The organism is Shewanella canadensis, from assembly GCF_003966225.1.
In the GTDB taxonomy this organism is placed as follows: domain Bacteria; phylum Pseudomonadota; class Gammaproteobacteria; order Enterobacterales; family Shewanellaceae; genus Shewanella; species Shewanella canadensis.
The window spans coordinates 11,608-31,653 of sequence record NZ_RXNU01000011.1 but is presented as its reverse complement, the minus strand read 5'-3'; the positions used below and the strand labels follow the sequence as shown (position 1 = coordinate 31,653).

Genomic DNA, 20,046 nt, shown 5'->3' with positions numbered 1-20,046 from the left:
GGCGCTTGTTTACCACATCAAATTCATATCGAGAAAGAATGTTAATGGTAAGCTCTTATGACTAGTAAAAAAGTTCATCTACCTCAAATAAAGGTGCCTGCGACCTATATGCGCGGTGGCACCAGCAAAGGTGTGTTTTTTAACTTAACCGATCTACCCGAATCCGCACAAATAGCGGGCAGCGCCCGAGATGCATTGTTGCTGCGGGTTATCGGCAGCCCCGATCCATACGGAAAACAAACCGACGGCATGGGCGGCGCGACCTCAAGTACCAGTAAAACGGTGATCGTGGCGAAAAGCACAAAGGCCTCCCACGATGTCGACTACCTGTTTGGCCAGGTGGCTATAGATAAGCCATTTGTCGATTGGAGCGGTAACTGCGGCAACCTGTCTGCTGCCGTGGGCTCGTTCGCCATCAGTAGCGGTTTAGTCGATGCCAGCCGCATTCCGGATAATGGCATAGCCGTTATAAGAATTTGGCAAAAGAACATCAGTAAGACCATTATTGCCCATGTGCCCATCACCAATGGTGAAGTACAGGAAACCGGTGACTTTGAACTTGATGGTGTGACATTCCCTGCGGCAGAGGTCGAAGTCGAGTTTATGGACCCTGCCGATGGAGAAGGCTCTATGTTCCCAACGGGTAACCTAGTCGATGATTTAGTGTTACCAATCGATGTGGTTGCCAGCGGTGTGCTTAATGTCACCATGATCAATGCCGGTATTCCAACCGTGTTCGTTAATGCAAAAGATTTAGGTTATACGGGCGCCGAGCTACAAGAGGCCATCAATGGCGATGAGAAAGCCCTGACCATGTTTGAAAGCATTCGTGCACATGGCGCTGTGATGATGGGCCTGATAAAGCATATCGATGAAGCGGCAGGGCGCCAGCATACACCAAAAGTGGCCATCGTGGCTGAGCCTGTTGATTACAGCTCATCGAGCGGGAAATTAATCAATAAAGCCGATATCGACTTAAACGTACGCGCACTCTCTATGGGTAAACTCCATCATGCCATGATGGGCACGGCCGCCGTTGCCATCGGCACTGCTGCGGCAATACCCGGCACACTGGTGAGCTTGGCTGCGGGTAATATCGAGAGAGAAAGTGTTCACTTTGGCCACCCTTCAGGCACGCTAAGAGTGGGTGCACAGGCAAGTCTGGTAAATAGTGAGTGGAGAGTAAATAAAGCGGTCATGAGCCGCAGCGCACGGGTGCTGATGGAAGGCTGGGTGCGTGTTCCGGCCGATGTGTTCTAAAGGCTATTTATTTAAAGTAAGCTTGTTCTAAAGTGAATGTTTTCTAAATTGAAGTGTGCACCTGTGCAGTAGCAATGCTCACACTTAAATGAAAACAAAAAAGCTGTCACTCATTTGTTCTCTCCAGGAGAACATGGTGACAGCTTTTACGTGTTATCTTTATTAATGGATTAATAAAGGAATAACTTCAGGCTGATTAGGAGACTTTTCTCGCTTCCATCTCTTGCTGGCTTGCCATGTACTCGTTGAACGTACCCTGGAAGTTAACCAACTGCTTATCTTTCACGTCAATAATACGCGTGGCCAGCGATGAAACAAACTCACGGTCGTGGCTAACGAAGATCAGTGTGCCTTGGTAGGTCTTTAGTGCGTTGTTTAACGCTTCAATCGCTTCCATGTCCATATGGTTGGTTGGCTCATCCATAATGAGCACGTTGATGTCCATCATCATTAACTTGCCGAATAACAGGCGGTTTTTCTCACCACCCGAGCAGTTTTTAACTTTCTTGTTCGCATCATCTTCAGTGAACAAGAGGCGGCCTAACATGCCACGAACCATTAAGTCGTTGTGCTTAGGTGTGCGCCACAGGGACATCCAGTCGAATAGGTTTAGGTCGTTATCAAAGTCTTTGCTGCTGTCTTGTGGGCAATAGCCGATTGACGCATTTTCAGACCACTTGATCACACCTTGGTTGTTTTGTAATTCATTCACTAAACAACGCAGGAAAGTAGATTTGCCGACACCGTTCTCACCGATAACCGCAAGTTTTGCACCTGCCTCGAGAATAAGCTCGCCGCCTTCGAATAACATTTCGTCATCAAAACCGTGACCCAGGTTTTCCAATACCAGCGCTTGGCGATGCAGCTTCTTACCATCGTCGAATCTGAGTGATGGCGTCATACGGCTCGACGACTTAACCTCATCGAGTGAGATTTTATCGAGCTTCTTAGCACGAGAACTGGCCTGTTTCGCTTTAGATGCGTTGGCACCGAAGCGGTTAACGAAGTCCTGTAGCTCGTTCATCTCGGCGCTCTTCTTAGCGTTACCGGCGAGTAGCTGCTCTTGAATTAAGGCTGCGGCTTCCATGAAGTACTCATAGTTGCCCGGATAGATGCGTAGCTCACCGTAGTCAATATCAGCCATATGCGTACAGACAGTGTTTAAGAAGTGTCTGTCGTGCGAGATGATGATCATGGTGCACTTACGCTTGTTTAGCTGACCGGCCAACCAGTTAATGGTGTAAATATCCAGGTTGTTGGTAGGCTCATCGAGTAGCAAGATATCAGGGTTTGAGAATAGTGCTTGTGCCAATAACACACGCAATTTCCAGCCTGGTGCGACTTGGCTCATTAGGCCAAAATGAAACTCTTCTTCGATACCGGCTTCGAGTAGAATTTCACCCGCACGGCTTTCGGCGCTGTAACCGTCCATTTCGGCAAATTCGCTTTCGAGCTCACCTACCTTCATGCCATCTTCTTCGCTCATCTCTGGTAGAGAGTAGATCCGCTCACGTTCCTGCTTTACTTCCCACAGCTTAGCGTCACCCTGAATTACGGCGTCAATCACGCTGAACTCTTCGAATGCAAACTGGTCCTGGCTTAGTGTGCCGACCTTTTGGCCTGGTGTGATTGAGACATTACCAGAGGTAGGCGCAAGCTCACCACTGAGGATCTTCATAAACGTGGATTTACCACAACCATTTGCGCCAATTAAACCGTAGCGGTTGCCATTACCAAATTTAGCGGAAATGTTTTCAAACAGAGGCTCTGGGCCGAACTGCATCGTGATGTTTGCGGTAGAAATCAATGGAATATCCTGAAAAGTTAAGTGTTTGGAACTTAGCAAAAATAAAGCCAACCCAAATAGGAAGTGCGTTTGCGTAGGTAAAACAGCCGCGGATTATACAGACATAGCTGCTCATATGTCGAGTAATGACAGCATTTAAACGCAGTTATCTGGTAGGAAGATAATAATAACGGGGTGTATTTTCATTTTTGAGTGGGTGAATAGCAGGATTTATTGTTACTATAACCCCATTGAACAGGCCACTTAATTTGGGTGGTCCAGTTATTCACTCGGTGAATGCTGATATTTTTTATAGACATTACCTGCGGTATTTGGACATCTCATGATTGAACAGCAACAAAACAACCCATTACATGGCCTAAGTCTTGAGACCATGGTCACTGAGTTAGTCGATTTTTACGATTGGAAGATTTTAGACGCGGCATTGCGTTTAGCGTGTTTCAAGACCAATCCGAATATGCCTGCCTGCCTTAAGTTTTTGAAAAAGACCGAGTGGGCGAGGGAGCGTGTAGAAGCTTTCTACCTATATCGTTTTAAGCGTATGCCTAAAGGCAGTGCGGCTCAGTTTGAACTTAAGCCGCGTGAACGTGGTTTCGAAGATGGCATTGTGCCGCGCAAACCTCAAGAGCTAACGGTTGAACTTATCGCTGAGATGCGTGCTAAGGCCACCGCTGATTATGAAGCGATGAAGCAGAATAAGGGCAGTCGACCAAGTTACGGCAGTGATAAGCCAAGAGCCCAAGATTCTTATGCGCAGAATCGTAGCTCAAATAATAAACCTGCACCGTCGCAAGATCCTAAAAACCCTTGGGGTAAATAGGCTTTCATCAATAGGTAGTAATACCAATCGGTATAATATCTATAGAAGAGTACAGTCAGGCGCCGTTATTATCTTAAGTATTGAGATAAAAGCGGTGCTTTTTTTTGGGTGAAAGAGTTTGGATTAAAGATTCGCAAGACAGATTTAGAAAGAGTGAGAGGGTAACCTTTAAATTAACTTGATAAAAATCAGACATAAAAAACAGATTTCGCTGGTGTTAGCTTCTCTTAAAAAGAGATGGTACAACCGAGTGGATTACTATTTCAGAGAAGAATACCGACCCCTACCGCCGCCGTTATAAAGAGAGGGTAGTGCTTTAACTAAGCTTGCTGAGGTTATCTGTTTCATGTTGGTAAAATTCAGGCATAAAAAAACCAACTTTCGTTGGCCTGTGATCTCTGCTCGCTATAAAGAAGAGATGGTACAACCGAGTGGATTCGAACCACCGACCCCTACCATGTCAAGGTAGTGCTCTAACCAACTGAGCTACGGTTGTATTGGTTGCGGAAGCTGGATTACTTTTATAAGGGCAGGGCAACGACCTTCGCCTTGTTCTTATAAATAGTTGAGTCCGAGTAGCTTTTATACTGCTCTATCCCGCGATATTATAATTGATGTTTTGATTCTTCAATAAAAGAATTGGTTGCGGGAGCTGGATTTGAACCAACGACCTTCGGGTTATGAGCCCGACGAGCTACCATACTGCTCCATCCCGCGTCCGATAAACGCTATAAATTGTTTTGATTCTATCTATAAAAGAATTGGTTGCGGAAGCTGGATTACTTTTATAAGGGCAGGGCAACGACCTTCGCCTTGTTCTTATAAAGAGTTGAGTCCGAGTAGCTTTTATACTGCTCCATCCCGCGTCCGTATACGCTTTAAATAATAACATTTTAATTCTGTTATCAAGAATTGGTACAACCGAGTGGATTCGAACCACCGACCCCTACCATGTCAAGGTAGTGCTCTAACCAACTGAGCTACGGTTGTATTGGTTGCGGGAGCTGGATTTGAACCAACGACCTTCGGGTTATGAGCCCGACGAGCTACCATACTGCTCCATCCCGCGACATTATAATTGATGTTTTGCTTCTTCAATAAAAGAATTGGTACAACCGAGTGGATTCGAACCACCGACCCCTACCATGTCAAGGTAGTGCTCTAACCAACTGAGCTACGGTTGTATTGGTTGCGGGAGCCGGATTTGAACCAACGACCTTCGGGTTATGAGCCCGACGAGCTACCATACTGCTCCATCCCGCGACATTATAATTGATATTTTGATTCTTCAATAAAAGAATTGGTTGCGGGAGCTGGATTTGAACCAACGACCTTCGGGTTATGAGCCCGACGAGCTACCATACTGCTCCATCCCGCGTCCGTATAACGCAATAACATTTTGATTCAGTTATCAAGAATTCCTAACTGTCCGTTTGGCTATTGCCTTGGAACGAGCGCTATATTACGGGATACAGCTTTGGTTGCAAGTAAAAAAACAATTATTATGGTTAAGTGTAGAATTGATGTGCAACTTGCTCTTTTATACGACATATACAAGGAGGAACCCGCGGATCCCTCGTTTGAAAGCCTGATTATTGACTCACTTATGGGCAGTATCCAGGATGACTTGCTTTAAATCCCCCTTTTTTTGGATATGACGTAATCGCCATGCAAATAGAATTGCCGCACTGGTTAAACCTGCAATCAACCCAATCCAAAAACCGTGCGCTCCCATAGGCGGTACAATCAAATCCGTTCTGGCAAGTATATAACCAAGCACCATACCGATAGCCCAATAGGAGACTAAGGTGATGTAAAGTGCGCTTCGCGTGTCTTTATACCCACGCAGTGCCCCTGCAGCGACAACTTGTACTGAATCAGACAATTGATAAAGCGCCGCCAAAAACATCAGGCTTCCTGCTAACGCGACCACTTCGGGATTATCGTTATACAGGTATGCAATCTCTTTTCTAAAGAGGACGGTGATTATTGCCGTGATGATCGCAAGCGTGAAAGAGAGACTTAATCCCACTTTTGTGATTAGCTTCGATATATGGGCTTTATCTTGCCCCAAGTAATAGCCAACACGAATAGATACCGCAATACCTATAGAAAGTGGCAGCATGAATACAATAGATGAGAAGTTTAGTGCTATTTGATGGCCTGCAACAACATTGGCGCCTAGAGGAGCCAGTAATAACGCGATAACAGCAAACAGACTCACCTCAAAAAAGAGTGCCATGGCGATAGGAAAGCCATGTTTAGTCATATCCCAGATGGTTTTCCAATTAGGTTTATGAAATGACTTGAATGGTGCCAGTTCAGCAAACTTTTTATGTAGTTGCATATAAATCATCATGGCAATGAACATAGCCCAAAAAACTAAAGCTGTAGCGATACCGCAACCCGCACCGCCCATTGCTGGTATCCCAAAGTGTCCATAGATAAAGATATAGTTAGCGGGAATGTTTACGGCTAACCCGACAAAGCCGATAACCATAGTCGGTAAAGTATAAGAGATCCCTTCACTACAGCCTCTAAGTACCTGGTAGAGTACGAAGGCGGGGACTCCCCATGCGAAGCCTTCAAGGTAACCGATGCTTAATCTGGCAAGTTCTGGATCTAATTCCATCATGGTAAATATATTTTGTGCAAAAGTGAGAAACACGATCACACCTATACTGCCTATTATGGCAATATATCCAGCTTGATGCATAAGAGGTTGAATGGCTTTCTGGTTATTCGCTCCATGATGGTGAGCAAATACAGGCGTAAATGCCATCAGAAGACCTTGAACAAAAAGCAGTGCCGGAAGCCATAGACTGGTTCCGACGGCAACAGCTGCCATATCCACTGCACTAACTCGACCAGCCATTACTGTGTCAATGAAGCCCATCATGGTCTGTGTGACTTGGGCGATAAGTACAGGTAGTGCAAGTTGCACTAAACGTTTGGCTTGAAAGCCGAATTGATTCATGAAAACTGCCTTTAATATGAATGAGAGGTAAAATGTTTACAGGTATAGTTCAAGCCACGTGCGAAGTGGTTGCGATAAATAAGAAAGATGGCTTAAATACGCTTGAGATCGCTATGGAGCCCGAGTTACGTGAGGGGCTCATAACAGGCGCGAGTGTTGCTAACAACGGTGTCTGTTTAACGGTTACACGAATTGCAGATGATAGGGTGTTTTTCGATGTAATGGAAGAGACTTTGAGCGTGACCAACCTCTCAAATTTGACTCTTGGTTCTAAGGTGAACATTGAACGTTCATTAACATTTGGAAGTGAGATTGGTGGCCATATTTTATCTGGCCATGTACATACGCAAGCACGTATTCTGGAAGTGAGCGATACCGCTAGTCATTTTGATATCAAACTTGGCGTTGATGCAAAGTGGATGAACTATATTCTCTACAAAGGTTTTGTTGGCGTAAATGGTTGCAGTTTAACGGTAGGAGAGGTTACCGATACCAGTTTTATGTTGCATCTAATTCCTGAGACATTAAAGCTGACGAACCTCGATGATTTGAAGGTCGGGGGATCTCTGAATATTGAAATAGATAGTCAAACTCAGGCAATCGTAGATACTGTCGAGCGTGTACTGGCCAAGCGCGCAGCTTCATAAGGCAAGTGCTGTGACTGAGTCGTCATGAGGTGATGGGCAGCTTAATAGATCTGTTCATCGCCTGAGTCGATAAATAACTCAATCTTATGTCGTGCCTCATCGATATGGATCCTAAGGTGGATGGGGTTACAACAAATCCTGCAGTCATCATAGTAATCTTGATCACCACTGGTACCATCGACATCTATATGTTGATGGTGTCCACAATGAGGACAACTAATCGTTTGTGTGGCATACCTCATCTTTATACTCCTGCTCACTCATCGTTCCAAGTAAACATCTATATAAACCAATATCCTGGTAACTGAAGCAGAAAGATCTTGAACCTGTCAGGTTGTCTTCCTGTTGCTTATTACCTACACAGATAGATACAGCTATCTCAGGCTTGTATTTATGCTTAGTCTGAAACAAGATTTCTTTACCGTTAAGTATAGCCCATGGTGTTTCAAGCTTGTGCTCATCACGTTGAGATTTAACTGTCCTACCCAAGGTTGCCTCTCCTTACCTGATACCGAAAGGCTCCGGTATCCTTGAATTTTGAAACAGTTAGATAGATAGATAGATAGATAGATAGAATGTTTATCAATTTTACTGCTGATAAGTCAGGTTGGTATTAAATTATTTTAATGGGCAGCCAGTCTTCTTGATGGGTAACACGGCTACTCATGCTTAATAAGACGTTCATTTGTTTGCACAGCCAGATAAATGAAAGAGAGGGGGGAACCCGGACACTGGCCTGAGTAGCTGTTTGAACCTTTAATCGTTATTAGAAATAGCGATATTATCGAGTGGGCTTTTATTAACCTCCAGAGTTATTTCCATATCGAATAACAGTGCCTGTTGATTTTGCAACTCTCCACTGTTTAAAGATGCACTTAGACTAAAATGAGCCGGTGAAGGATTGATGACAATAACGTTTTAATATGATGACACTAAAATTAAGCCGAAAATCCCATTATTGACGACTGAATCGAGCTGTTTTGCTTGCGTAACAACGACTAAATCTCGTAGAATTACGCGCTTGTGCCTACGGTGATTAAGACTCTTGTAATGGCTTATCCCATTGGTGCTTTTCTTTTATTATTTAATTAGCAAGTGGCCCTACGTGGGGGTCACCACTGGATAAGGAATTTTCATGCCTGTTATTACACTTCCTGATGGAAGCAAACGTGAGTTTGCCAACCCTGTTTCTACTTTAGATGTCGCTGCCGATATCGGTCCCGGTCTTGCTAAAGCATGTATCGCCGGTCGAGTTAATGGTGAGCTTAAAGATGCTTGCGATATCATCGACACCGATTCAGAGCTTTCTATCATCACAGCAAAAGACGAAGAGGGTGTAGAGATCCTTCGTCACTCTTGTGCCCATCTACTCGGTCATGCATTCAAGCAACTATGGCCTGAAGCTAAGATGGCTATCGGTCCGGTTATCGACAATGGTTTTTACTATGATATCGATCTTGACCACAAGCTAACTCAGGAAGATATTGATGCGCTGCAAAAGCGCATGACCCAACTTGCAAAGACAAACTACAAAGTTGAAAAACGTGTAGGCAGTTGGCAAGTGGCCCGCGATACATTTGAAGCTCGCGGCGAAACATATAAGATGGAAGTCTTGGATGAAAATATCAGTAAAGACGACCAGCCAGCTTTATATCATCATGAAGAGTATGTTGATATGTGCCGTGGCCCTCATGTGCCAAACATGAAATTCTGTCAAAATTTTAAACTGATGAGTGTGGCTGGTGCATACTGGCGTGGTAACTCAGACAACAAGATGCTACAACGTGTTTATGGTACTGCCTGGGCAGACAAAAAAGCACTTAAAGTACACCTTAACCGTCTGGAAGAAGCGGCTAAACGTGACCATCGTAAGATTGGTAAGCAGCTCGACCTTTATCATATGCAGGAAGAAGCGCCTGGTATGGTGTTCTGGCATAACGATGGTTGGCGTTTGTTCCTCGAACTTGAGACGTTTATTCGTCAAAAGCTAGGTCAGTACACATACCAAGAAGTAAAAGGTCCGTTGATGATGGATCGTGTGCTTTGGGAACGTTCTGGTCACTGGGATAAGTACGCCGATGCCATGTTCACGACTAACTCTGAAAACCGTGAATATGCCATTAAACCAATGAACTGTCCGGGTCATGTACAGATCTTTAATCAAGGTCTTAAATCATACCGCGATCTACCATTGCGTATGGCCGAGTTTGGTTGCTGTCACCGTAATGAACCATCAGGTTCACTTCATGGTTTGATGCGCGTACGTGGCTTTACTCAAGATGATGCTCACGTTTTCTGTACTGAAGATCAAGTACAGCAAGAGGTTAGTGCTTGTATCAAGATGGTATATGACACCTATGAGACATTTGGTTTCAAAGATATCGTCGTTAAACTATCGACTCGCCCAGAAAAGCGTATTGGCGACGATGATATGTGGGACAGATCTGAGGAAGCACTTAAGCAAGCATTGACTGCGAATGATATTGCTTATGAGATCCTACCTGGTGAAGGGGCTTTCTACGGACCTAAAATTGAATTTACGCTACATGACTGTCTCGATCGTGCATGGCAGTGTGGTACGGTTCAGCTAGATTACGCTTTACCGGGCCGTCTTGGTGCAACTTATGTTGCCGAAGATAACAGCCGTCAAACGCCAGTTATGATCCACCGTGCAATTTTAGGTTCATTAGAGCGTTTCCTGGGTATTCTTATTGAAGAGTATGCGGGTAAATTTCCTACTTGGTTGGCCCCAATGCAAGTCGTAGTGATGAATATCACCGATAAACAGTCCGATTATGTCGATGAAGTGGTAAATATCTTCAAAGAAAGTGGAATTCGTGCATCTAAAGACTTGAGGAATGAGAAGATAGGCTTTAAAATACGCGAGCACACCTTAAGGCGTGTTCCTTATTTATTGGTCGTCGGTGATCAAGAAATGGATAATAAGGAAGTAGCGGTGCGAACCAGAGATGGTGTTGACTTAGGCAAAATGCGAATCGAAGATTTCGCTGCTAAGATAAATGAACAAATTTCGCTCCGTAGTCTCAATTTGTTGGAGGATTAGGTCATAAAGATCAAAAAAACAGCAGGGCGCCAGGCGGCCCCGAACAGAATTAATGAACTCATCGTTGGCGTTCCTGAAGTACGTTTGAACGGATTAGCTGGTGAGCCACTTGGGTTGCTAACAATTATTGAAGCACAAGAAATAGCCGATGAGGCTGGTGTGGATTTAGTTGAAATTAGCCCTAACGCTGAGCCGCCGGTTTGCCGTATAATGGACTACGGAAAGTTCCTTTTTGATAAAGCAAAATCTCAAAAAGAACAAAAAAAGAAGCAAAAAATCGTACAGGTGAAGGAAGTTAAATTCCGTCCCGGTACTGATGAAAACGATTATCAGGTAAAACTACGCAACCTGAATCGCTTTCTTGATGACGGTGACAAAGCGAAAGTAACGCTGCGTTTTCGTGGTCGCGAAATGGCTCACCAAAGTCTTGGTATGAATCTTTTGAATCGTATTAAAGATGATTTGGCTGAGATAGCAGTAGTTGAGTCTTTCCCGAAAATGGAAGGTCGTCAAGCTGTGATGGTCCTCGCGCCGAAAAAGAAATAGTAAGGCCAAATAAAAGTAGCAGGGTCTGTTAAGGTCTCTGCTCGCCTTGCGTTTTATTAATATCCCAATGCGGAGTTTTAGCAATGCCTAAAATGAAAACAGACAAGGGTGTAGCGAAGCGTTTTAAGAAAACCGCCAATGGTTTCAAACGTAAGCAAGCCCATTTACGTCACATTTTGACCAAGAAGAGCACTAAGCGTAAACGTCACTTACGTGCAAAATGTCAAGTAGCTAAGTCTGATGTGCCTGCAATTGCACGTCAACTACCATACGCTTAATTAAAGGAGCAATGAACAATGCCTAGAGTTAAGCGTGGTGTAACCGCTCGTGCTCGTCACAAGAAAGTACTTAAATTAGCCAAAGGTTATTACGGAGCTCGCTCTCGTACTTACCGTGTTGCAAAGCAAGCCGTAACTAAAGCTGGTCAATATGCTTACCGTGACCGTCGTCAGAAGAAACGTCAATTCCGTCAACTTTGGATTGCACGTATCAATGCGGCATCTCGTCAAAATGGTCTGTCTTACAGCCGTTTCATTAATGGTTTGAAAAAAGCCTCTATTGAAATCGATCGTAAGATCCTGGCTGACATCGCTGTTTTTGATAAAGTTGTATTTACAACTTTAGTTGAGAAAGCAAAAGAAGCATTAGCTAAGTAATTAGTTAGTACATCTATTAAAAAGGGACCTTCGGGTCCCTTTTTTGTGTCTGGAACTCTTATATCTAATTACCATGGATGGATTTAATTAGACTTTGTGTCTGGAATAGCTATGACACTCTATTGTAATAAACCAATTTGCTATTTATGAATTTCAAAGAGTTGCAGACAAAAAAATAGTAGGCTTTTGCCTACTATTTTAATTTTTCATACCTAATTAGCTTCTACTTCGAGTCTAAGTAACGCTCGGCATCGAGAGCCGCCATGCAGCCGGTTCCTGCAGAAGTGATGGCTTGACGATAATGTTGATCCATTACATCACCTGCGGCAAACACGCCTTCTATACTAGCTTGAGTCGCATTACCATCGAGGCCACTTTGAACCTTGATATAACCATTGTTCATCTCCAGCTGGCCTTCAAACATCTGAGTGTTTGGCTTATGACCGATGGCAACGAATACACCCATAACTTCAAGATCGGTAATAGAACCGTCTTTAGTGCTCTTCATCTTAAGGCCAGTAACACCCATCGCGTCACCGACAACTTCATCTAATGTGTTGTCTAAGTGAAGAATAATGTTACCGTTCTCGACCTTGTCCATAAGACGCTTAGTTAAGATCTTTTCGCTGCGGAATGCATCACGACGGTGAATTAAGTGTACTTCAGAAGCGATGTTGCTGAGGTACAGTGCTTCTTCGACGGCTGTGTTACCACCACCAATCACGGCAACTTTCTGGTTGCGATAGAAGAAACCATCACAAGTTGCACAGGCAGACACGCCTTTGCCTTTGAATGCTTCTTCAGATTCCAGACCAAGATACATGGCTGAGGCACCCGTAGAGATAATGAGTGCATCACAGGTAAATTCACCATTGTCGCCTTTCAATTTGAAAGGGCGAACCTTAAGATCAACCTCATTGATATGATCGAAAAGGATTTCAGTTTCAAACTTCTCTGCATGTTTTTGCATGCGCTCCATTAATGCCGGACCGGTCAGATCGTCAGCATCGCCGGGCCAGTTCTCAACTTCGGTCGTGGTAGTTAACTGACCACCTTGTTGTAAACCTGTCACTAATACAGGTTTTAGGTTTGCGCGAGCGGCATAAACTGCGGCTGTATAGCCTGCAGGGCCTGATCCTAATATTAGTAGTTCACAGTGTCTAGCTTGACTCATTCTTATCTCCGTACCTTTAGCGAATTGCAGCGATTGTAGGGAATTTAATGCATCGGGTAAAGGCAATATTTTAGATTGCTCTAATCGAAAAAGGGAGCCTTAGGCTCCCTTTGATTGTCTTAACTAAAACTGGTGTTAGTTAAGTAAGATTGCTGGGTCAACAAATTCCATGTTCAGTGCTTCAGCAACTTCACTGCAGGTGATCTTGCCATGCATGACGTTAAGGCCATTTAGCAGATGTTTGTCTTGTAACAGTGCTTTTCTATAACCAAGCTCGGCAAGCTTAATGATATAAGGCAAGGTTGCATTGTTTAGTGCGAAGGTTGACGTACGTGCTACGGCACCTGGCATGTTAGCGACACAATAGTGAACCACTTCATCTACGATATAGGTAGGATCTTGGTGAGTGGTAGCATGTGAAGTCTCGATACAACCACCTTGATCTATTGCAACGTCGACGATTGCAGAGCCAGGCTTCATGCGCTTGATGTGGTCTTTAGTGACGAGCTTAGGGGCTGCTGCACCTGGAACCAGTACGCCACCAATAACTAAATCGGCTTCGAGAACATGCTTTTCAATGGCGTCAGCCGTCGAATAGATAGCCTTTACCTTATTATCGAATTGAATATTAAGGCGTCTTAGTGTATCGATGTTACGGTCAAGAATAACAACTTCTGCACCCAAACCTACAGCCATCTGCGCAGCGTTAGTACCCACCATGCCACCGCCAATGATAACCACTTTAGCAGGCTCAACACCCGGTACGCCGCCAAGTAACATACCACGGCCGCCCATGTTTTTTTCAAGCGCCATAGCACCTGCTTGAATAGACATTCTACCGGCAACTTCAGACATAGGTGCGAGAAGGGGGAGGGTACCGCGGTCATCGGTCACAGTTTCGTAAGCGATACAAACTGATCCACTTTTGACTAAATCTTCAGTTTGTGGGAGATCTGGAGCAAGGTGTAAATAGGTAAACAGTAGCTGATCTTCGCGTAACATTGCACGCTCAACTGCCTGTGGCTCTTTGACTTTTACAATCATTTCCGCTGTAGCAAATACTTCTGCCGCGGTAGCTAAAATTGATGCGCCTACATCGATATAGTCTTGATCTGTAAAACCAATCCCAGTACCTGCGTTTGCTTCAATAAAGACCGTATGACCTTTATTTGTCAATTCACGTACACTTGAAGGGACCATTCCAACACGATACTCGTGGTTTTTGATTTCTTTAGGTACACCAATTATCATCTTCGAGCCTCAAATTGCATAAAAACCCATTTTTTATGGGTGTAATTGTTATTTTGTCGTGTCCTGAACGTGCTTGTCTCAGGGAAATCTAGTATAGTATCAGTTCAGCAGTTTATGCTGCTGAAGTTTTGACATACGTAGTGATAAATGTTGTTTTAGTGATAAAGCAAGGTTAAAAATATGGTTAATAATAAAAAGAGTCCTATAAAAGACTTAGATCGGATAGATCGAAACATACTTAATGAGTTACAAACTGACGGTCGCATTTCCAATGTTGAGCTTTCAAAACGTGTAGGTTTAAGTCCTACCCCTTGCTTAGAGAGAGTTAAAAGACTTGAAAAACAAGGGTATATTAATGGATATACGGCATTAGTTAATCCCCATTTCTTGGGTGCATCCTTGCTTGTATTTGTTGAAATTACGCTTAATCGTGATAGTTCGGAAGTGTTTGACAAGTTTAATCGTGCTGTTCAATTACTCGATGACATTCAAGAGTGTCATTTAGTATCCGGCGATTTTGACTACCTGTTGAAAACGCGCGTATCAGACATGTCTGCGTACCGCCGCTTATTAGGTGAGACTTTACTTAGGCTGCCTTCTGTTTCTGACACACGTACATACGTTGTGATGGAAGAGGTAAAGCAGACGAGTAAAGTTGCAATAAATGTTACCGCAGAATCTTAATTTCTAAGTCTGTAATACCAAAAAGGAGCCAACTATGGCTCCTTTTTTTATCTTGTTTATAAATTCATCATTTACATTAAATAAACCATAGATAATGTGTTTGAATAGCTTAAATCGCTGCAAAAGGGCGTTATTTTTGATATCTTAGAGCAACCTGTCTTATTCTTTTTCGTGGGTTTTCATTTGTCTAAGGGAAATAGTATTAAAACGCTAAGCGGAGTGCAGCGTCTTCTTGAGGGGGGCCTCATTATTTGTTGCATGCTAGCAACTTATGTTCTTCTTGCCCTCAGTAGTTTTTACTCTTCCGATCCGGGCTGGAGTCAATCGCATTTCGAAGGTGAAATTCAAAATGTTACCGGTGCGGTAGGTGCATGGACAGCGGATGTGTTGTTCTACTTCTTTGGTTACACCGCTTATCTTATTCCAATCATTATGGCTTTGACGGGCTGGTTGCTTTTTAAACGTACCCACAAGTTACTCGAAATAGACTATTTTTCGGTAGGTTTAAGGCTCATTGGTTTTCTGCTCATTGTTTTCAGTTTAGCCGCGCTTGCCAGCATGAATGCAAATGATATCTATGAGTTTTCCGCCGGAGGTGTCGCCGGAGACGTGATCCGTGATGCCATGTTGCCTTATTTTAATAAATTAGGTACCACTCTACTGCTGCTTTGTTTTGTTGGAGCAGGCTTTACACTGCTCACCGGAATTAGCTGGTTAACGATTGTCGATTTAACCGGTTTTTCCGCTATTTGGGTATTCAACTCTCTACGTTCGCTACCCGAACGCTTTAAACGTGATTCTGCAGAAACCGAAGATACACAAGGCTTCATGTCTGTGTTCGATAAATTCAAAGAGAAACGCAATCAATCTGAAGACGATTTTGAAGATGAAGAGCTTGACTCAGAACGTTTAGAAACTCACTTAACTCAATTTGAAGAGATAAATCATGGTGAAACTCTTAGCGCAAATGGTCGAATCGAGCCACAACTCGAAAATGATGAAGGTCAGTTCGAGCATCATGAGCTAAACATCGATACCGATATGCCGGTTCCGGTATCTGAATATGATGAAATTGATTTTGACAATCAAACTTCAGTAGGCGCTGTAAGCCCTGCTAAGCCAAAGGTTGTCGAGTCCGCTAAAATCGTTGATGGTATTGTCGTTTTACCAGGGCAAGATCTCGAGCAGGCAAAGAAACCCATTACTCCGCTGCCAAGCATCTCTCTGTTAGATGTCCCAAATAGAAAGGCTAATCCAATCAGCCGTGAAGAGTTAGATCAGGTTGGGGCACTGGTAGAGGTTAAACTTGCCGATTTTAATATCGTAGCAAAGGTTGTTGGGGTTTTCCCCGGACCCGTTGTTACCCGATTTGAATTGGAATTGGCTCCGGGCGTTAAAGCATCGAAAGTCACTAACCTTTCTAAAGATTTAGCACGCTCACTATTGGCTGAAAGTGTTCGAGTTGTGGAAGTGATCCCTGGCAAGGCCTATGTCGGCATCGAATTACCGAATAAGTTTCGTGAAACCGTATTTATGCGAGATGTGTTGGACAGTAAAACATTCGCAGAGAGTAAGTCTCATTTGAGCATGGTGTTAGGTCAGGATATTGCAGGTGAGCCTGTGGTTGTCGACTTGGGCAAAATGCCACATCTCCTGGTTGCCGGTACAACGGGTTCGGGTAAGTCAGTCGGTGTGAATGTGATGATCACCAGCTTGCTGTATAAATCCGGACCCGACGATGTTCGTTTTATCATGATCGATCCTAAGATGCTCGAACTCTCCGTTTATGAAGGGATCCCACATCTTCTTTGTGAAGTCGTTACCGATATGAAAGAAGCGGCAAACTCGCTTCGATGGTGTGTGGGTGAGATGGAGCGTCGATATAAGCTGATGTCAGCCCTTGGGGTTCGAAACCTGAAAGGTTACAACGCGAAAATTAAGGAGGCGAAGGAATCAGGCCAACCCATCACAGATCCCTTATGGAAATCTTCAGATAGCATGGAGCCCGAGGCCCCGGAACTGGATAAGCTCCCATCTATTGTGGTCGTGGTGGATGAGTTTGCCGACATGATGATGATTGTCGGCAAAAAAGTAGAAGAACTTATCGCCCGAATCGCTCAAAAAGCACGTGCAGCGGGAATTCACTTGATACTTGCAACACAACGACCTTCTGTCGATGTGATCACGGGTCTGATTAAGGCCAATATTCCAACCAGAATGGCATTCCAGGTATCAAGCCGTATCGACTCGCGTACTATTCTAGACCAGCAAGGTGCCGAAACCCTACTGGGCATGGGTGATATGCTCTACCTGCCACCAGGGACCAGTATACCCATTCGTGTTCATGGTGCCTTTATCGATGATCATGAAGTTCATGCTGTCGTGGCCGATTGGCATAGTCGAGGCAAACCGCAATATATTGAAGATATCCTGCAGGGATCCACTGAAGGTGAGCAGGTATTGTTGCCCGGTGAAACCAGTGAAGCCGATGAAGAGTCCGATGCGCTCTACGATGAAGCGGTCGCTTTCGTTACCGAGACTCGCAGAGGTTCAATATCCAGTGTGCAACGTAAGTTTAAAATCGGTTATAACCGCGCCGCTAGGATCATTGAGCAGATGGAAGCTCAGGGAGTGGTGAGCTCTCAAGGACATAACGGTAACCGTGAGGTACTTGCACCGCCACCGCCTAAGGTATTTTAGTCCGGTTAAGCCACTGCTACTAAGCATGAATAGATATTAATCTTCTGCCCATGCAGGAGTCATCTCCAATAACGATATGATATTGGGGATACACAATAGTTTAAGGAATGACAATGAGAAAGACCCTATCAATACTTGCTATCAGCCTGCCACTATTGGTCTCGGGTTACGCTCAGGCCAGTGAGTCAGGAGTGTTAAAAGCAAAACTTGCCGAGATATCGACCCTAAAGGCAAACTTTACCCAGACAGTGACTGATATTAATAAAAAAGAGATCCAGAAAGGGAGTGGTGTATTTGCACTGGCTTATCCGAATCAATTTTATTGGCATCTCACAGAGCCGGATGAATCATTAATCGTTGCCGATGGTCGTGATGTTTGGATCTATAACCCTTTTGCAGAAGAGGTCTCTGTTATGGATCTCAACCAAGCAATCAATGCATCGCCGATTGCACTTTTGGTTCATCGGGATGAAGAAACCTGGTCAAAATACACGGTAACCAATGAAGAAGGTTGTTTTAGTATCGCTCCAAAAAGTGTCGATGCGGGTGTTGAATCTGTCGATGTGTGTTTCGATGGAAACACCTTGACCCAAATGGTGCTGCAAGACCAGCAAGGGAATGTAAGCCAATTTATGTTATCGGATCAAACTGCCATCAGCGACGACGAGCTTTCCATGTTTAAATTTACCGTTCCGGATGATGTTGATATCGATGATCAACGTCTAAATACCGTCAATTAAGGCTATTTAGTGTCAAGTTTTAGTTTCGATTTTGCGCCCGATTTTAGGCCTTTGGCTGCTCGAATGCGGCCTGAAACCATATCTCAGTATATTGGTCAAACTCACCTTTTAGGGGAGGGGAAGCCCCTTCGTAAAGCCCTCGAGGCCGGGCGCGCTCACTCTATGATGTTCTGGGGACCGCCAGGTACCGGAAAGACAACGTTGGCCGAGTTAGTGGCTAGTTATGCCAATGCGCATGTCGAACGTATTTCGGCAGTGACATCGGGCGTCAAAGAGATCCGCACTGCTATCGAGCACGCAAAGAATGTTGCCGAATCCAGAGGACAAAGAACCTTACTTTTTGTCGATGAAGTGCACCGTTTCAATAAGAGTCAGCAAGACGCCTTTCTTCCCTTCATCGAAGATGGGACCGTGATATTTGTTGGGGCGACGACAGAAAATCCCTCTTTCGAGATCAATAACGCCCTGCTATCGCGTGCACGGGTTTACCTGATCAAGAAGTTGACCAATGATGAGATAGTGCACATCGTTAGGCAGGCTCTGACAGACGAAGAGCGTGGCCTGGGTAAGCGACAGTTACAGATCCCTGATAATGTTGCACAGAAACTCGCCAATGTATCTGAAGGTGATGCGCGAAAGGCATTAAACCTGATTGAATTGATGAGTGACATGCTAGCTGATGGTGGGAGTTTCAGCGAGGACATGATCATCGAAGTTGCGGGTCAACAACTGGCAGGCTTCGATAAAAATGGTGATCAATTTTACGATCTTATCTCCGCTGTACATAAATCCATTCGTGGTTCTGCACCGGACGCAGCCTTGTATTGGTTTTGCCGAATGTTGGAAGGAGGATGTGATCCTCTTTATATCGCACGTAGATTACTGGCCATTGCGTCAGAAGATATTGGTAATGCCGATCCGGTGGCTATGACGGTTGCACTAAACGCATGGGAATGTTTCCATCGCGTAGGTCCAGCGGAAGGTGAAAGAGCCCTGGCTCAGGCGATAGTTTACCTGGCGAGTGCACCTAAGAGTAATTCTGTCTACACGGCGTTCAAAGCCGCGAGACAGTTAGCCCGTGAAACCGGCCAGGAAGCCGTGCCTGAGCACCTACGTAATGCACCCACACAGTTGATGCAAGACCTCGGGTATGGCGAAGGCTACCGCTACGCACATGATGAGCCAAACTCCTATGCGAGCGGTGAATGTTATTTCCCTGAAGGTCTGGCTGAATCCCGGTTTTACTACCCGACGGAACATGGCTTTGAGAAGCGAATAAAAGCTAAATTAGAACATTTGGCGCAACTTGACAGAGACAGTGAGATCAAACGGTATGAATAATATTCTATTTGTCGCGCTGGGAGGATCGATTGGGGCAGTTTTTCGTTATCTGATCTCAATTTTCATGCTTCAGCTATTTGGCTCAGCATTTCCTTTTGGTACACTGTTAGTCAATGTCATCGGCTCGTTTCTGATGGGTACAATTTATGCCCTCGGCCAAGTCAGTCAAGTTAGTCCTGAAATTAAGGCGTTGGTTGGTGTAGGGCTTTTAGGGGCGCTTACTACATTTTCAACTTTTTCCAATGAGACTCTGTTATTAATCCAGAGTGGTGCTTGGATAAAGGCATTTTTTAATATCGCTCTGAACCTCTGCCTATGTATATTCATGGTCTATCTGGGACAGCAGTTGGTTTTTTCTCGCATTTAACTATTAAGAATA

General features: G+C 44.4%; 18 protein-coding genes and 7 tRNA genes. 12 read left to right on the top strand and 13 right to left on the bottom strand.

The features are described from left to right. Nucleotides 1-57 precede the first annotated feature (57 nt). Complete coding sequence (gene prpF / locus EKG38_RS17665; RefSeq protein WP_126521537.1) at nt 58-1,260, top strand: 2-methylaconitate cis-trans isomerase PrpF; 1,203 nt, start codon at nt 58-60, stop codon at nt 1,258-1,260. A 196-nt stretch (nt 1,261-1,456) separates the two neighbouring features. On the opposite strand, the gene EKG38_RS17660 is transcribed toward prpF, so the two are convergent. Beyond that, complete coding sequence (locus EKG38_RS17660; protein ID WP_126521536.1) at nt 1,457-3,067, bottom strand: ABC-F family ATPase; 1,611 nt, start codon at nt 3,065-3,067, stop codon at nt 1,457-1,459. Nucleotides 3,068-3,389: 322 nt separating this feature from the next. Here EKG38_RS17660 and EKG38_RS17655 point away from each other — a divergent pair, with 322 nt between their 5' ends. Further along, a complete protein-coding gene (locus tag EKG38_RS17655; protein ID WP_126521534.1) occupies nt 3,390-3,887 on the top strand; it encodes a VF530 family protein in 498 nt (165 codons plus the stop codon). Between the two features lie 419 nt (nt 3,888-4,306). Here EKG38_RS17655 and EKG38_RS17650 read toward each other — a convergent pair. The 8 genes from EKG38_RS17650 to EKG38_RS17615 form a co-directional block, all read right to left on the bottom strand. Then, a tRNA-Val gene (locus tag EKG38_RS17650) sits at nt 4,307-4,383 on the bottom strand. Between the two features lie 144 nt (nt 4,384-4,527). Beyond that, a tRNA-Met gene (locus tag EKG38_RS17645) sits at nt 4,528-4,604 on the bottom strand. A gap of 196 nt (nt 4,605-4,800) precedes the next feature. Next, nucleotides 4,801-4,877 (bottom strand) — tRNA-Val (locus tag EKG38_RS17640). A 2-nt stretch (nt 4,878-4,879) separates the two neighbouring features. Next, nucleotides 4,880-4,956, bottom strand: a tRNA-Met gene (locus tag EKG38_RS17635). A 38-nt stretch (nt 4,957-4,994) separates the two neighbouring features. Beyond that, a tRNA-Val gene (locus tag EKG38_RS17630) sits at nt 4,995-5,071 on the bottom strand. A 2-nt stretch (nt 5,072-5,073) separates the two neighbouring features. Further along, nucleotides 5,074-5,150 (bottom strand) — tRNA-Met (locus tag EKG38_RS17625). A gap of 38 nt (nt 5,151-5,188) precedes the next feature. Further along, nucleotides 5,189-5,265: transfer RNA gene (locus EKG38_RS17620), tRNA-Met, on the bottom strand. 222 nt (nt 5,266-5,487) lie between these two features. Then, nucleotides 5,488-6,864 carry an MATE family efflux transporter gene (locus EKG38_RS17615; RefSeq protein ID WP_126521532.1) on the bottom strand — a complete coding sequence of 459 codons (1,377 nt, stop codon included), beginning with the start codon at nt 6,862-6,864 and terminating at the stop codon, nt 5,488-5,490. Between the two features lie 32 nt (nt 6,865-6,896). Here EKG38_RS17615 and EKG38_RS17610 point away from each other — a divergent pair, with 32 nt between their 5' ends. After that, nucleotides 6,897-7,511, top strand: coding sequence for a riboflavin synthase subunit alpha (locus EKG38_RS17610; protein ID WP_126521530.1), 615 nt, complete (start codon nt 6,897-6,899; stop codon nt 7,509-7,511). 41 nt (nt 7,512-7,552) lie between these two features. Here EKG38_RS17610 and EKG38_RS17605 read toward each other — a convergent pair whose 3' ends face one another. Together EKG38_RS17605 and EKG38_RS17600 are read right to left on the bottom strand one after the other, a co-directional pair. Next, complete coding sequence (locus EKG38_RS17605; protein WP_012142463.1) at nt 7,553-7,753, bottom strand: CPXCG motif-containing cysteine-rich protein; 201 nt, start codon at nt 7,751-7,753, stop codon at nt 7,553-7,555. Next, nucleotides 7,728-8,000, bottom strand: a complete 273-nt coding sequence (locus tag EKG38_RS17600) for a hypothetical protein (RefSeq protein WP_126521528.1) — start codon at nt 7,998-8,000, stop codon at nt 7,728-7,730. Before EKG38_RS17600 ends, EKG38_RS17605 begins: the two co-directional genes overlap by 26 nt. Before the next feature lie 646 nt (nt 8,001-8,646). Between EKG38_RS17600 and thrS the strand changes: the two genes are divergently transcribed. The 4 genes from thrS (at nt 8,647) to rplT (ending at nt 11,777) form a co-directional block, all read left to right on the top strand. Next, nucleotides 8,647-10,575 (top strand): threonine--tRNA ligase, encoded by a 1,929-nt coding sequence (gene thrS / locus EKG38_RS17595; RefSeq protein ID WP_126521526.1) that lies wholly within the window; start codon nt 8,647-8,649, stop codon nt 10,573-10,575. Nucleotides 10,576-10,578: 3 nt separating this feature from the next. Then, nucleotides 10,579-11,121 carry a translation initiation factor IF-3 gene (gene infC / locus EKG38_RS17590; protein ID WP_126521524.1) on the top strand — a complete coding sequence of 181 codons (543 nt, stop codon included), beginning with the start codon at nt 10,579-10,581 and terminating at the stop codon, nt 11,119-11,121. An 83-nt stretch (nt 11,122-11,204) separates the two neighbouring features. After that, entirely contained in the window at nt 11,205-11,399 is a 195-nt protein-coding gene (gene rpmI / locus EKG38_RS17585; protein WP_012142466.1) for a 50S ribosomal protein L35, read from the top strand. Nucleotides 11,400-11,417: 18 nt separating this feature from the next. After that, complete coding sequence (rplT, locus tag EKG38_RS17580) at nt 11,418-11,777, top strand: 50S ribosomal protein L20 (RefSeq protein WP_012142467.1); 360 nt, start codon at nt 11,418-11,420, stop codon at nt 11,775-11,777. Between the two features lie 223 nt (nt 11,778-12,000). On the opposite strand, the gene trxB is transcribed toward rplT, so the two are convergent. Both trxB and ald read right to left on the bottom strand, forming a co-directional pair. Then, nucleotides 12,001-12,951 carry a thioredoxin-disulfide reductase gene (gene trxB / locus EKG38_RS17575; RefSeq protein ID WP_126521522.1) on the bottom strand — a complete coding sequence of 317 codons (951 nt, stop codon included), beginning with the start codon at nt 12,949-12,951 and terminating at the stop codon, nt 12,001-12,003. A gap of 135 nt (nt 12,952-13,086) precedes the next feature. Next, nucleotides 13,087-14,202: an alanine dehydrogenase gene (ald, locus tag EKG38_RS17570; protein ID WP_126521520.1), complete on the bottom strand. Its 1,116-nt coding sequence runs from the start codon at nt 14,200-14,202 to the stop codon at nt 13,087-13,089. Between the two features lie 180 nt (nt 14,203-14,382). On the opposite strand from ald, the gene lrp reads away from it, so the two are divergent. The 5 genes from lrp to crcB all read left to right on the top strand — a co-directional run bounded on the left by lrp (nt 14,383) and on the right by crcB (nt 20,034). After that, nucleotides 14,383-14,886 carry a leucine-responsive transcriptional regulator Lrp gene (gene lrp, locus EKG38_RS17565; protein ID WP_012142470.1) on the top strand — a complete coding sequence of 168 codons (504 nt, stop codon included), beginning with the start codon at nt 14,383-14,385 and terminating at the stop codon, nt 14,884-14,886. A 183-nt stretch (nt 14,887-15,069) separates the two neighbouring features. Beyond that, entirely contained in the window at nt 15,070-17,586 is a 2,517-nt protein-coding gene (locus EKG38_RS17560; RefSeq protein ID WP_126521519.1) for a DNA translocase FtsK, read from the top strand. Nucleotides 17,587-17,699: 113 nt separating this feature from the next. After that, nucleotides 17,700-18,326 (top strand): outer membrane lipoprotein periplasmic chaperone LolA, encoded by a 627-nt coding sequence (lolA, locus tag EKG38_RS17555; protein ID WP_126521518.1) that lies wholly within the window; start codon nt 17,700-17,702, stop codon nt 18,324-18,326. 9 nt (nt 18,327-18,335) lie between these two features. After that, nucleotides 18,336-19,667 (top strand): replication-associated recombination protein A, encoded by a 1,332-nt coding sequence (locus EKG38_RS17550; RefSeq protein WP_126521517.1) that lies wholly within the window; start codon nt 18,336-18,338, stop codon nt 19,665-19,667. After that, entirely contained in the window at nt 19,660-20,034 is a 375-nt protein-coding gene (gene crcB, locus EKG38_RS17545) for a fluoride efflux transporter CrcB (RefSeq protein ID WP_126521516.1), read from the top strand. The genes EKG38_RS17550 and crcB overlap by 8 nt, the downstream gene beginning before the upstream one ends. Nucleotides 20,035-20,046 lie beyond the last annotated feature (12 nt).